The sequence below is a fragment of the Candidatus Synchoanobacter obligatus genome (assembly GCF_024259865.1).
Taxonomy (GTDB): Bacteria; Pseudomonadota; Gammaproteobacteria; order Comchoanobacterales; family Comchoanobacteraceae; genus Synchoanobacter; species Synchoanobacter obligatus.
This window is the reverse complement of sequence record NZ_JAKUDN010000001.1, coordinates 299,599-312,323: the sequence shown is the minus strand read 5'-3', so window position 1 is coordinate 312,323 and position 12,725 is coordinate 299,599. Positions and strand designations below refer to the sequence as shown.

At 42.7% G+C, this 12,725-nt stretch carries 11 protein-coding genes and 1 other RNA gene; 9 read left to right on the top strand and 3 right to left on the bottom strand.

What is annotated here, in order from left to right; genetic code table 11:
• Genes nuoG through sppA form a run of 9 tightly spaced genes read left to right on the top strand, consistent with a single transcriptional unit; the run spans position 1 to position 10,245 of the window.
• On the top strand, positions 1-2,223 hold the full coding sequence (gene nuoG / locus MKS91_RS01490; protein ID WP_258569073.1) for an NADH-quinone oxidoreductase subunit NuoG: 2,223 nt from the start codon (positions 1-3) through the stop codon (positions 2,221-2,223).
• Positions 2,220-3,215, top strand: a complete 996-nt coding sequence (nuoH, locus tag MKS91_RS01485; protein ID WP_258569072.1) for an NADH-quinone oxidoreductase subunit NuoH — start codon at positions 2,220-2,222, stop codon at positions 3,213-3,215. Before nuoG ends, nuoH begins: the two co-directional genes overlap by 4 nt.
• Complete coding sequence (gene nuoI, locus MKS91_RS01480) at positions 3,212-3,757, top strand: NADH-quinone oxidoreductase subunit NuoI (RefSeq protein ID WP_258569071.1); 546 nt, start codon at positions 3,212-3,214, stop codon at positions 3,755-3,757. Before nuoH ends, nuoI begins: the two co-directional genes overlap by 4 nt.
• Positions 3,747-4,313: an NADH-quinone oxidoreductase subunit J gene (locus MKS91_RS01475; RefSeq protein WP_258569134.1), complete on the top strand. Its 567-nt coding sequence runs from the start codon at positions 3,747-3,749 to the stop codon at positions 4,311-4,313. The genes nuoI and MKS91_RS01475 overlap by 11 nt, the downstream gene beginning before the upstream one ends.
• Positions 4,310-4,615 (top strand): NADH-quinone oxidoreductase subunit NuoK, encoded by a 306-nt coding sequence (nuoK, locus tag MKS91_RS01470; protein WP_258569133.1) that lies wholly within the window; start codon positions 4,310-4,312, stop codon positions 4,613-4,615. The genes MKS91_RS01475 and nuoK overlap by 4 nt, the downstream gene beginning before the upstream one ends.
• 2 nt (positions 4,616-4,617) lie before the next feature.
• Positions 4,618-6,498 carry an NADH-quinone oxidoreductase subunit L gene (gene nuoL, locus MKS91_RS01465; RefSeq protein WP_258569070.1) on the top strand — a complete coding sequence of 627 codons (1,881 nt, stop codon included), beginning with the start codon at positions 4,618-4,620 and terminating at the stop codon, positions 6,496-6,498.
• Complete coding sequence (locus MKS91_RS01460) at positions 6,495-7,982, top strand: complex I subunit 4 family protein (RefSeq protein ID WP_258569069.1); 1,488 nt, start codon at positions 6,495-6,497, stop codon at positions 7,980-7,982. The genes nuoL and MKS91_RS01460 overlap by 4 nt, the downstream gene beginning before the upstream one ends.
• A gap of 2 nt (positions 7,983-7,984) precedes the next feature.
• Positions 7,985-9,352, top strand: coding sequence for an NADH-quinone oxidoreductase subunit N (locus MKS91_RS01455; RefSeq protein ID WP_258569068.1), 1,368 nt, complete (start codon positions 7,985-7,987; stop codon positions 9,350-9,352).
• On the top strand, positions 9,349-10,245 hold the full coding sequence (gene sppA, locus MKS91_RS01450) for a signal peptide peptidase SppA (protein ID WP_258569067.1): 897 nt from the start codon (positions 9,349-9,351) through the stop codon (positions 10,243-10,245). Before MKS91_RS01455 ends, sppA begins: the two co-directional genes overlap by 4 nt.
• Here sppA and dnaX read toward each other — a convergent pair whose 3' ends face one another.
• From dnaX to MKS91_RS01435, 3 genes are all read right to left on the bottom strand, one after another.
• The gene (gene dnaX, locus MKS91_RS01445) at positions 10,246-11,763 is read right to left on the bottom strand and encodes a DNA polymerase III subunit gamma/tau (protein WP_258569066.1); all 1,518 of its coding nucleotides are present in this window, start codon (positions 11,761-11,763) and stop codon (positions 10,246-10,248) included.
• 19 nt (positions 11,764-11,782) lie between these two features.
• Positions 11,783-11,877, bottom strand: an RNA gene (gene ffs / locus MKS91_RS01440) — signal recognition particle sRNA small type.
• A 50-nt stretch (positions 11,878-11,927) separates the two neighbouring features.
• Positions 11,928-12,659: a hypothetical protein gene (locus tag MKS91_RS01435; protein WP_258569065.1), complete on the bottom strand. Its 732-nt coding sequence runs from the start codon at positions 12,657-12,659 to the stop codon at positions 11,928-11,930.
• Positions 12,660-12,725 lie beyond the last annotated feature (66 nt).

The following is a 12,725-nucleotide window of genomic DNA, read 5'->3' as shown; positions in this document are numbered from 1 at the left end:
ATGAGTCATTCAATAGAGTTAACGATCAATGAGCGGGTCATTGTGGCAAAGCCGGGAGAGCGGTTGATTGATGTCGCTCAGCGTGAAGGTATTTATATTCCAAGGTTTTGTTACCATCCAAAATTGTCCGTGGTTGCCAGCTGCCGGATGTGTTTGGTGGATATTGAAGGGATTGGGAAAACCCAGCCAGCGTGTGCAACACTGGTATCTGATAACATGGTGGTAAAAACTCAGTCTCATAAAGCCATTGATGCACAAAAAGCCATCATGCAATTTTTATTGATTAACCATCCATTACATTGCCCCATTTGTGATCAAGGGGGGGAATGTGAGCTTCAAGATACAGCAATGGGGTATGGTAAAGGGGTATCAGAGTATAGTGAGTCAAAACGTGTTGTTGCGGATGAGGATCTAGGACCTTTGGTGAAAACCGATATGTCTTTGTGCATACACTGTACGCGTTGTGTGAGATTTGGGAAAGAAGTGGCTGGTGTTCCTGAGTTGTCGTTTATTGGCCGAGGTGATACTGCGGGGATCAGTACGTATTTAAGCAGAGGCCTAAAGTCTGAGTTATCAGGCAATGTGATTGATTTGTGTCCTGTGGGTGCATTAACGTCGAAACCATTTCGTTTTAAAGGTCGTTCTTGGGGGTTTAAGCAGCAGCGAGGTGTCTCTTCACATGACTGTATTGGCTCAAATCTTGTGTATCATACCATGGCTAAAGGTTATGAGAATATAACCGATGTGATGCGGGTTGTGCCTTATACCAATATGGCTTTGAACGAAGGTTGGCTGGCAGACAGAGACCGTTTTAGCTATGAAGGTTTGTATGCTTCAGAACGTTTGGAGACACCATTATTAAAGGAAGGTGATCATTGGCGTCAGGCAAGTTTTGAGGAAGTGCTGACGTTGATTTATAACCGAATGGTTGCCGTTGATCCCGAGAAAGTCGGGGTGTGGTTGTCATCACAAATGACATTAGAGGAAGGTTATTTAGCACAACATGTATTTCGAAGCTCGGGGGTTGAAAATATTGATCACCGGTTATGGATGAATGCCGATGTGCCACTATACCAACGGCCATCGAGTGTTGCTCTAGGAGACCTTCATAGCTTTGATACCATCGTACTCATTGGCTCAAATATTCGTTATGAGCAGCCTATATTGGCTTTGCGTTTGAAAGAAGCATCAGAAAAGGGCTCGGATATTATCAGTATTGGTGCGATTGCACATGAGTATTATTTCCCATATCAATGCCATCTAACCCAACCGCAAGAACTTGCTATGCGGGTTTTTGAACTGTTACATCCACCGGTTTCTGGTCAGGGTTCGCTGTCAGGAAAGGTGTTATTCTTGTTAGGGGAAGAGGCGTTAATACATGTTGATATTGCACAGATTCAGGCCATGGTTCATCATTGGTGTGACCAATCAGAAAGCGAGTATATGCTATTAACGCCGGGGCCTAATAGTCTTGGTCTCGCTGCCAGTGGGTGTACCCCCGATTATAAAGCTTGGGGTGCTGCAAAAGCCAATGGTTTAAGCTATTATCGTATGTTAAGAAACACGATGGATGTGATGTGGCTGCATCAAGTGGATCCCATGCAAGATGTGTCTGATCCCAAACGGGCATACCAGTTGTTGAAATCAGCATTCACAATTGCGGTGAGCGCTTATGATACAGCGAGTTTACGAGATTGTGCTGATGTGATACTACCATTGGCATTGGCCCCTGAAACACCAGGTTCTTACCTCAATTATCAGGGATTGCAGCAAAAGTTTGTCGCAGCTTCAAGTCCACGGGGTGAGGCGAAAATGGGCTGGAGTATCTATCATGTACTAGGGTCTATGTTATCAAAAGTGGTTGCTAAAGATTATGATACTTTGTCGCAGGATGTTGATCGCGCTTATGGAACGATGGTTTGGCCAGATATTGAGCAGGTTCCTGTGGAAAAACCTAAAGTTATTTCGGCACAATGGATGCGGGTAGGCTTAAGCTCATGGGTTCGGGGAGATGGCTTGGTGAGACATGCTGCCGCATTACAACAAGCTTATCCTATTGAGGAGTTTGTACTGTTGGCAGAGACACAAGAGGCATCGATAGAAGGTCAGATAACCAATTTAAAATACAGTGATACGATTGCACCAGGCACCTTGGTTTATGAACGAGGGCAGGTGTTTTATGCTGAAACGATGGGTCCTCTTGACGATGGAGATGTATCATGAATCAGTGGTTGCTCTGGATGATATATGCCTTGATGATTATTCTCCCATTGGTGGTCTGTGTGGCATACTTAACGACGGCTGAGAGGAAAATTATTGGTTATATGCAATTGAGAACGGGCCCAAATCGGGTGGGTTTTGCGGGTGTTTTACAACCAATCGCCGATGCCATTAAATTCGTGACAAAAGAATTGGTGTATCCTAAGGATGCGGATTGGCGTTTGTTTGTCTTGGCGCCACAGTTAATGTTAGTTCCATCATTATTGGTATGGTCAGTGGTGCCATTCTCTTCCGAGTGGGTTTTTGCCAATATTGATGCTGGGGTATTGTTTGTCTTTGCGATGACATCACTCAGTGCTTATGGGGTTTTAATTTCTGGATGGGCGTCTAATTCTAAATATGCCATGCTTGGTGCGATGAGAGCCTGTGCACAAATTATCTCTTATGAGATTGCGATGGGTTTTGCTTTGGTGGGGGTGTTGATTTTATCTGGAAGCCTGAATTTAAAAACCATTGTTCTAGGACAATCAGGGGGATTGTTTAACTGGTATTGGTTGCCATTACTCCCGATGTTTATGGTGTATTGGATCTGTGCGATTGCTGAGACCAATAGAGCACCATTTGATGTGGCTGAGGGGGAAAGCGAATTGGTTGCGGGTTTTCACGTAGAGTATTCAGGGATGATGTTTGCAGTATTCTTTATTGCTGAATATGCCAATATGATTTTTATCTCGGTCTTTACCACCTTGATGTTTTTTGGGGGATGGTTGTCACCGTTTGAAGGCATTCCCTTATTGGGCAGTTTGCCTATTCCTGGGATTTTTTGGCTTTTGGGTAAGGCGAGTTTCTTTATATTTTTATATTTATGGATGCGGGCATCATTCCCGCGCTATCGCTATGATCAGTTAATGTCCTTAGGGTGGAAACAACTGATTCCAGTTGCATTGGTTTGGATTCCTGTGGTGAGTGTGATGAGACTATTGGAGTGGGTATGAATATTGGCGCTGTTATTGCAACATTGTTATTTTTTCTTATCATAACTTGGTTGGTGATTGGCTCAGAGCAGCTTAAGCGTTATTTGCTGGTGGATTTTCTAAAAGGCTTGGGAGTGACAGGGCGTGCTTTTTGGCGTCGTAAGATCACACAGCATTATCCTGATGAAGGAGAAGAATTACCAATATCACCAAGGTTTAAGGGTGCTCTGGCATTAAGACGTTATGAGAATGGCGAGGAGCGTTGTATTGCTTGTAAGCTATGCGAATCCATTTGTCCAGCATTGGCCATTACCATTGAGGCGGAAGAAAGGGCTGATGGGGCGAGAAAAACAACCCGTTTTGATATTGATACATTTAAGTGTATTAACTGTGGTTTGTGTGAGGAGGCTTGTCCGGTAGATTCTATTGTGTGTACGGATGAAATGCATTACAGCATTCTTCAACGCGGTGACAATATTTTGGCAAAAGATCAATTGCTGATGATTGGTGATATGTATGAGGACCGAATTCAGCATAACTTACGTGAGGACAATGATGGTTGATGCGTTATTTTATCTTTTATCTTTAGGATTGATCGTGGCGTCATTGTCAGTGGCATTAAGTCCCTACCCAGTACGCAGTATTTTATCACTGATTGGCGCATTTGTGTTAACGTCAGTATTGTGGTTGAGTATCGGCGCTGAATTTTTAGCATTGGCATTGATATTCGTCTACGTTGGGGCAGTGATGGCGTTATTTTTGTTTATTGTATTTATGATCAATATTGATCATTTAAAGTCTCACATTTCCCGTTATATGATGATGGGAATGATCTCATTACTACTGGTGTCATTTTTAATGATTATTTGGCGAGCATATGGTGTATTGCCAAACAATATGTTGGCACCTATAACGGATAGTTCGAATACAAGAACCATTGGTGTTCGGTTGTTTCAAGAATATGGGTTAGAGTTTGAGTACATTGCGATGATTCTTTTAAGTGCGATGGTTGCAGCGATTGCCTTGGTTGGCAAAAGAGACAGTCAGGCCAAATATCAAAATATTCGTCAGCAAATGGACCGTCGGGAAGAAGATTGTATAACATGGATGAAGCCATGATTGGATTGATGCATTTTTTAGTATTAGCGGGGATTGTTTTTACCATTGGACTATTGGGTATGGTCCTGAATCGGAATAATTTGATTGCGATTTTGATGTGTTTAGAGCTGATGCTTTTGGCAATTAATATTAATTTTGTGGCGATAGACCGTTATCTGGATCTGGTGGATGGACAAATCATGGTGTTTTTTATATTGGCCATTGCCGCAGCAGAGGCAGCAATAGGTTTGGCCATATTCATTGTACTGTATCAGCGTTATGCGTCTATTGAAACTGAAAAATTTGCACAACTAAAGGGGTAGTGATGTTAGTGAATGAAATGGCTTTAATCTGTTTGCTGTCACCTTTATTGGGTGCTGTGGCAGCAAGGTTTTACTGTCATTGGGCTTACGCCCGTTGGTTGACGATTGTCACCATCACGGTTTCATGGTTGTTTGCTTGTGCGCTATTTCGGGATGTGGCCTTTATAGGGAAGGCGGTTGATCTCTATCAGTTCTCATGGGTCGATATTGGCCGGTATCATTTTGAAGTCGGTTTTCTTCTGGACTCTCTGTCACTCATGATGATGGTGATTGTGACGTCAGTGTCTTTGTTGGTGCATGTTTACTCTTTAGGATATATGCAAGAGGATGCCAACCAAAGTACTTACTTTTCCTATGTGAGTTTTTTTACCTTTGCAATGCTGATATTGGTGATGGCCAATAATCTATTGTTTGTATTTTTTGGTTGGGAAGGGGTGGGCTTAGCATCCTATTTGTTGATTGGGTTTTGGCAAACCAAAGCGTATCCAGCACGTGCATCAATCAAGGCATTTGTGGTTAACCGAGTGGGAGACATGGGATTAATCATTGCGATGGGATTGATCCTTCTACAATTGGGTGATTTAGAGTATGCCAATATTTTGGGTAGAGGCTCTCAGCTTTTGGGGGTTGTATGGCATGGTTGGCGATGGATTGACTTTATATGCTTGGGACTATTTGTGGGTGCTATGGGAAAGTCAGCTCAGATGCCATTACAAATATGGTTGCCAGATTCTATGGCCGGTCCCACACCCATTTCGGCATTGATTCATGCAGCAACTATGGTAACAGCAGGGGTGTATTTGGTTTGCCGATTTGCACCTTGGTTTGAGTTATCGCCGATAACATTGTCGATTGTTCTGTGGGTGGGGTTCTCAACAATGATTTTAATGGGGATTGTGGCATTGGTTGCCAATGATATTAAAAAGGTTATTGCGTATTCAACTTTATCTCAGTTAGGGATGATGGTTGGGATTTGTGGGTTATCCGGTTATGTGTTTTCATTGTATCATCTGGCAACCCATGCGGCTTTTAAAGCATTATTGTTCTTAAGTGCGGGAGCGGTTATCATCGCATCAAACCATGAACAAGATCTAAGGAAGATCTCTGGTATGGCAAATCATCGAACCATACATTTATCGATGTTTATTGGTTTATTATCCATGATTGCTGTACCACCATTGAGTGGGTTCTTTTCTAAAGATGCGATGTTGATGTTCAGTGCCAAGCAGTCATTGTGGCCGTATGTGGTGATGGTGGGAGGTGCTGTATTGACTGCGTTATATTCAACCCGTTTGTATTATTTATTATTTTGGCAGAATCGTGCCATTAATAAGACGGTTCCAGTAGGTTACAGTATATGCTGGCCGTTATGGATTCTTAGTGCGGCTTCAATATATCTAGGTTATGCCATGGTGCCGTATCTAGAGGTGTTACTGAGATCTGTTGATGTGGGTAACCAGATAACGGTTCTGGTCATTAAAGATATCCAGGATGTTGCAGGGTTTATTGACCATGCATTGACATCATTGCCTTTAACACTCACCTTGTTTTCTGTAACGGTGTTGACCTATGTGTATTGGAAGAAACCCAGTGTATTGGATCGTTTGATAAAACGGCTTGCTTGGGGGTACGATTTTATTGCCAGTCAGTATGGGCTGAATGCATTGTTTGAGCGTTATATGGTGACAGGGTATCAGAGACTCAGTATTTACTGTTCCGAGATAGTCGACAGTGGGTTGATTGATCAAAGATTGGTGATGGGGGTTTCGGCTCAAGTTAAAAAGGCTTCGGGTCCACTGGCGCGTATCGCAAATGGAAAGTTGTACCATTACATCTTGGTGATGCTGGTGGCATTGGTTCTAATATTGTTGGGGTTGGTATGATGTATTTAAGCTTACTGATTGCAAGTGGTCTTTTAGGTGGTTTGGGTGTGATGGCATTAGGATCAAGGATTAATTGTCGGCACATTGCATCAGGTACTGTTCTGATAAGCTTGTGGGTTTTTTATGGGTTAACTCAGCAAATGGTCTTTTCTGATGGCGGTATTCAATTGATGGAGTCACTGCCTTGGATTCCTTACTTTAACGTCCGTTATATGTTAGGAATTGATGGGTTGTCTTGGGCATTGGTGGGGTTAACTTTATTAATCAATTGTATTGTGATAGCAGGTTCGTATTTGGTCAATTATACCCGCATGCGGCTTTATTTGGCATTGTTTCTTTTGATGCAAAGTATGGTCATTGGGGTGTTTTTGGCCTATGATGCGATATTGTTTTATATGTTCTGGGAGGGCATGTTAATACCAATGTATTTGTGTATTGGTGTTTGGGGTTCATCACAGCGTTCGTATGCAGCGATGAAGTTTTTTCTATACACATTTTTAGGATCGGTATTGATGCTGGTTGGGTTTATTTATTTAGGCATCCAAGCCCAAAGCTTTTCATTTTTACAAATGGCCTCAGTGCCTTTAAGTTTGTTTGAGCAACAGTGGCTATTTTTAGCACTACTGGCAGCTTTTGCAGTGAAAATACCCATGTTCCCTTTTCATACTTGGTTGCCTGATGCGCATACGGAAGCCCCTGCATCGGGCTCAGTGATCTTGGCAGCATTGATGTTGAAGGTTGGGGCATATGGTTTGATTCGGGTTAGTATGCCAATCTTACCCGATGCCAGTGCGTATTTTGCACCACTTATGATTGGTTTGTCGCTGATTGCTATTGTGTATGTGGGGATTGTGGCGTTTAGTCAACAAGATATGAAGCGCTTGATTGCATATTCTTCGGTGGCTCATATGGGGTTTGTGACCTTGGGGTTGTTTTTAATTTATAGGGCTGGTGATGCAGATATGGCCAGTTTGGGGATGACGGGGGCTGTGGTGCAAATGATCTCCCATGCTTTTGGCTCAGGTGCATTATTTTGTGCATTCGGGCTTTTGTATCATCAATGCCATGAGCGATCAATCATCAAATTTAGTGGTTTGGGGACAAAGATGCCCTGGTTTTCGATGTTCTTTTTACTGTTTGTACTATCGACAATTGGGGTGCCCTTAACCGCAGGTTTTGTAGGAGAGTATTTGGTGATCATGACAGCGTTACAAACCATGCCTTTGGTGGGTCTCTGTGCAGCCATCACATTGGTTCTTTCCGCAGCATATTTATTGACGATGTACAAGCAAGCTTTCTTTGGTATGCCATCGGATATTGTAGAGAAAGTTAGGGATATTCATCGGGGGGAGGTCACATTACTATTGTTTATATCGCTTGTTGTATTGGCCTTAGGGATTTATCCGCAGGGACTCATTCAAGTGTTGTACCCACCAATAACCCAGTTATTGGATGCGGCGGTATCAAGTAAACTATTGGTGTAGGTATGTTATATGCAGAAGTGACACTTATTATAGGGACTTTGGGGTTGATCCTAGGGTCATGTTTTGATTGGATCAAGCGATTGTTTCCGGTTGCTGTTGGCATTCTATTGTTGGCAGCGATGATGGTGTATTTTAATGGGTATGCCGAAGGGACGCATTGGCGTGTTGATGGCTTAGCCCAAATCAGCCAGTGGATTTGTCTATTGCTCAGTGCTTGGGTTCTATGGATTGGTGAGCACTCATTTAAAAAAGAGCAACAGTTATTTGCTGTGGTGCTGATATTGATTGCCATTTTGGGGGCTTTGGTTATCACCTCAGCGACCTCATGGGTTATGTGCTATGTGGGGTTGGAGTTAATGGCGCTTCCGAGTTATGCTTTATGTGTTTTGGATAAATCACACCCGACAGCGAGTGAGGCGGGTTTGAAATATTTTGTCATGGGGGTTGTGGCTTCAGGTTTTATATTGTATGGCATCTCCTTTCTCTATTTGTCAACAGGCAGTCTGATGTACCAAAGTATTACGCCATTGTTGGGAGGTTTGGATACAATGTGGCTGTTAAGTTTGGCACTGGTGTTTTTATTGGCAGGGATCTGTTTTAAACTGGGTGCTGCACCGTTTCATATGTGGGTTCCTGATGTGTATGAAAGTGCCCCAATTGGGGTGGTGTATTGGTTTGCTACGGTACCCAAAGTGGCATTATTGGCGATGTTACTGAAAGTCTTTCAAATAACCGGGCTCGGACAAGTGCCTTCAGTATCACTGTTATTATGGGGGATAGCTCTATTGTCATTGACCTATGGGGTATTGATGGCCATTCGGCAAGACAATCTAAGACGGTTATTGGCTTATGCATCCATTTCACATATGGGATTTGTTCTATTGCCATTATGTTTAACAGGGGCGATGGCATATACCAGTGCCTATGTTTATATGATGGGTTATGTGTTGATGACAACAGTGGCATTTGCTGTCCTGTTATCTTTTGCCACAAAAGGAATTGAGAAAGTCTCAGAGCTTACTGGATTGGCGGCATCACTGCCGCATGAATCTTTTGCGATGTTGATTACCATGGCAGCGATGGCAGGTATCCCACCATTGGTTGGTTTTATTATTAAGGTCAATGTATTCTATGCCTTAGCCATTGAGGGCTATTATAAAACCATGATATGGACTGGTCTGTGCATTGTTGTGAGTGCCTACTATTATATGAATATTGTGAGAACCATGTATTTCCCAGAACAGAGTCAAGTTGCCCTAGACAAGAACTATGTGCTGGTTGGATTGTCACTGTTGGTGATTGTGTTTGGGGTGTTGCCACAAGGTATATTGGGAATGGTTAGTCAGGTTATAGGAGGAACGATAGGATGACAAAACAGGAAGTAAAAGATATAGCAGAGGCAGTATCTGCTGTTAATCGCCGGGATGTTTGGCATAAAAGGTGGCGTAATTTGGCATTGCTACTGTTGGTGGTCCTATTGAGTCAGTGGTTTTCTAGAGGAGGCAGTCAGCCAGAAGCAAAAGTCTTAGATCATATCGCCATGATTCATATTGATGAGCCTATCTCACTTCGAAGTGAGTTTTGGGAGCAGTTCGAAAAAGTCAATATGCAAACAAAAGCGGCTATTGTGATTATGAATTCTCCTGGTGGAGGGATTGGGGACTCAGAGCGACTGTACCATGAGATTGCTGCGTTAAATGCAAAAATGCCACTAACAGTGCTGGTGGAGAATTCAGCGACATCAGGTGCTTATATGGGCGCATTAGGGTCGGATAGAATCTATGCTTATAATTCATCAATCATTGGTAGTGTTGGGGTGGTGTTTAGTAATCTTATTGTGAAAGAGCTGATGGAAAAAATAGGCATTAGAGAAGAGAAGATTACAACGGGACGCTATAAAGGGTACCCAAATAGCTTTGAAGACATGCCAGCAGAGGTCCGCCAACATTTACAAATAATGCTTGAGGAGGACAACCAATGGTTTTTAGATTTGATTGTTAAAAGACGCGGCTTAAATCAGAAATCAGTCCAGGCGATTAAGGATGCTCAGGTCTATGCTGCAAAATCGAGTTTGTCATTGGGACTCATTGATGGGATATCAACCCGTCAAGAACAAATCGCTTGGTTAAAAGAGCAAGTGGGGGACTTAACAGTTAAAGATCTTTCTATTGATGAGAGTGATCATTTTGGGTTGTCTAAGTTTATTTTAAAGTCGCAACGGCGTGCCTTGAAGGGCATGTTGTCAGATCTGATGCTGGGGTAGTTATTCGTGGCTGGTGATACTAACAGCGTCATCAGCCACGTTAAGTTCAGATAGCAAGCTACTGAGGATAGGGTCTTTTTGCATCTTTTCTTTCGCTTGGGCATCGTTGGTATCTTTTACAGCTTTCTTTTCAGCAGCAGGTGTTTGTTGTGGTGCTTCAGTTAGCTTGATCACAAGGTTTATGGTCTTATTAAAGGTTTGATTGATTGCGTGCTCTAATTTCTTGGTGATGGTATCAGACAGCAAGTGTTTATGGGATTGATTTAATATCAGGGTCCATTGCTGATCCGTTTTAGATTCTAACGTTGCATTTTCAGCTAAATTTTTGAGCATCGGGGTTAATGTCATTTGAGCAATGATGTCAGTCCAGTTGTGACTTGTTGGCTTTGGCGCTAAATTTGTAGCGGGTTCTTGATTCTTTTTGACAGGTCTGGGGGTTGCGGTAACCTTGGGTTGGGGCGTAGAAGACTCTTGAGAGGGTTTGAATACAGCCATTCGAACCATGCACATGAGTGCGCCGAGTTTAACGCTAGGACTGTACTCGAGATCTTGAATACCCTGCATAATCATTCTATACAGAACCTGAAGATATTCATTTGACCAAAGACCGGTATAGGGAGAGGTCTTCCCTTGTAGTTGGTGGATAGATGTTTGGATTAATAAGTTTGCCATTTGTTTTAACAGGTCTCTAAAGTCAATATTGTTCTTTTCAAAAGCATGGCAACGTTCTTCTAGTGCAGCAATGTCTTGGTTAGCAATGGCTTGTATGACTTCTTGTAGTTGGGTATGAGCGATGGTATTTAATAATGACTGGGTGGTCTCATTTGATAAGTGGGTAGGAGATATGGCCAAGCATTGGTCAAGGATGCTTAAAGCATCCCGCATGCTGCCATCACCTGCTTCAGCCACTTGTTGTAGTGCATCGTCGTCAAAACGAATATTGTCCTTAGTTAGTACGGTGGCAAGGTATGCTTGGATGTCGCTTGCAGTAATGGATTTTAAATTAAAGTGTAAACACCGGGATAGAATGGTTTTTGGTATTTTTTCAGGTTCTGTGGTGGCCAAGATAAACTGTACGTGGGCAGGAGGCTCTTCTAATGTTTTTAGCAAGGCATTAAAGCTATGCTGGGATAACATATGCACTTCATCGATAAGATAGACTTTTTTCCGTCCTATCTGGGGCATGTATTGTACTTGGTCTAATATCTCTCTGGTATCTTCAACTTTTGTTCTCGATGCGGCATCAATCTCGTACATATCAGGATAAGACCCTTGTTGAATCATGGTACAGCTATCGCATTTCAAGCATGGATGAGGTCCATTTTCACAGTTTAGAGATTTGGCAATAATGCGCGCAATGGTGGTTTTTCCAACACCACGGGTGCCTGTCAGTAAGTAAACAGGGTGAACAGTTTGATTGTTTAAGGCATTGGTGAGTGCTTGCACAACCAATGGCTGACCAATGACATCATCTAATGTTTTGGGACGTAATCTTCTGGCGAGTACAATATATGACATGGGTTCCTAATCGTTATGAGTGTGAGAGTCACACCTGCACCCATTAAATCCACGACCGCTGCTCCCTTCCGGGTCTGACGGGGTTGATGGAGTAACGCCACAGGCTAACCCTCACGAAAGTATTTCAGCACATAGTTGCCATTATTGCAAGTGCCTTCAGGATTTTATAAATAATAGCGTAATGACAAGTGACCAGAGAGTCCTTCCAATTCATCATCAAGTGATGAGATCACACTTGTTGAATCTTGTGGATCAAAGGTACTTTGGTAAATATGGGTGCTAAGATAGTTCACTTGCATGACAATGGCTTTATGAGCATCTTGGCGGTATTCGATACCACCACCTACTTGATAGCCAAAGGTAATGTTCTCATAAAAAGAAAAGGCTTCACTTTCTTGAGTGGTATCTTCAGTTGTGACTACGGATGATGTGCCATCAGACTTTACGGTTGTCTCAGTGGTATCCGTTTGGGTGGAGGTGGTGGGTGAAAGCTTTTGGTCGGTATTCACCACAATCCCAGGCCCACCTTGGAGGAAAAAGGCAACTTCCGACGAGGGCAATAATTTATAGATGAAATTCAAGCCTGCAATATAGTTGGTAAACTCTGTGGCATATTTTTCATTCACTGTTGGGTCGGTAGGATTTAGCGGTCCGCTTTTTCGTTTGTTGTAGTTAAATTGGTAAACCAAGGAAACGCCTAAACCGTTTTTGTAGCCAATACCAACACTGGTTTGAAAACAGGGACCAATATAGTATTCCGTTTTTTCCCTATTGATTGTAATAGGGTCTATTCGTTTAGGGCCCAAACCAACGTCGAAGAACCCTTGGTCCCTTAATGTAAAGGCGTGTAACATGGAGGATGTGAACAATAGTGGCAAAATTAGATAAGCTTTCATGCTGAAAAAACTCCATTTGTCTTCAACTAAAATCATAAGATGTCAGGGCAGTTTTTGCAAGTTTTT

What these genes read in the sequence shown, in the direction of transcription:
- MKS91_RS01435 (WP_258569065.1), bottom strand. Translation starts at nt 12,659, where the DNA reads ATGAAAGCTTATCTAATTTTGCCACTATTGTTCACATCCTCCATGTTA.
- MKS91_RS01455 (WP_258569068.1), top strand. Translation starts at nt 7,985, where the DNA reads ATGTTATATGCAGAAGTGACACTTATTATAGGGACTTTGGGGTTGATC.
- sppA (WP_258569067.1), top strand. Translation starts at nt 9,349, where the DNA reads ATGACAAAACAGGAAGTAAAAGATATAGCAGAGGCAGTATCTGCTGTT.
- MKS91_RS01475 (WP_258569134.1), top strand. Translation starts at nt 3,747, where the DNA reads ATGATGGTTGATGCGTTATTTTATCTTTTATCTTTAGGATTGATCGTG.
- dnaX (WP_258569066.1), bottom strand. Translation starts at nt 11,763, where the DNA reads ATGTCATATATTGTACTCGCCAGAAGATTACGTCCCAAAACATTAGAT.
- nuoK (WP_258569133.1), top strand. Translation starts at nt 4,310, where the DNA reads ATGATTGGATTGATGCATTTTTTAGTATTAGCGGGGATTGTTTTTACC.
- nuoI (WP_258569071.1), top strand. Translation starts at nt 3,212, where the DNA reads ATGAATATTGGCGCTGTTATTGCAACATTGTTATTTTTTCTTATCATA.
- MKS91_RS01460 (WP_258569069.1), top strand. Translation starts at nt 6,495, where the DNA reads ATGATGTATTTAAGCTTACTGATTGCAAGTGGTCTTTTAGGTGGTTTG.
- nuoH (WP_258569072.1), top strand. Translation starts at nt 2,220, where the DNA reads ATGAATCAGTGGTTGCTCTGGATGATATATGCCTTGATGATTATTCTC.
- nuoG (WP_258569073.1), top strand. Translation starts at nt 1, where the DNA reads ATGAGTCATTCAATAGAGTTAACGATCAATGAGCGGGTCATTGTGGCA.
- nuoL (WP_258569070.1), top strand. Translation starts at nt 4,618, where the DNA reads ATGTTAGTGAATGAAATGGCTTTAATCTGTTTGCTGTCACCTTTATTG.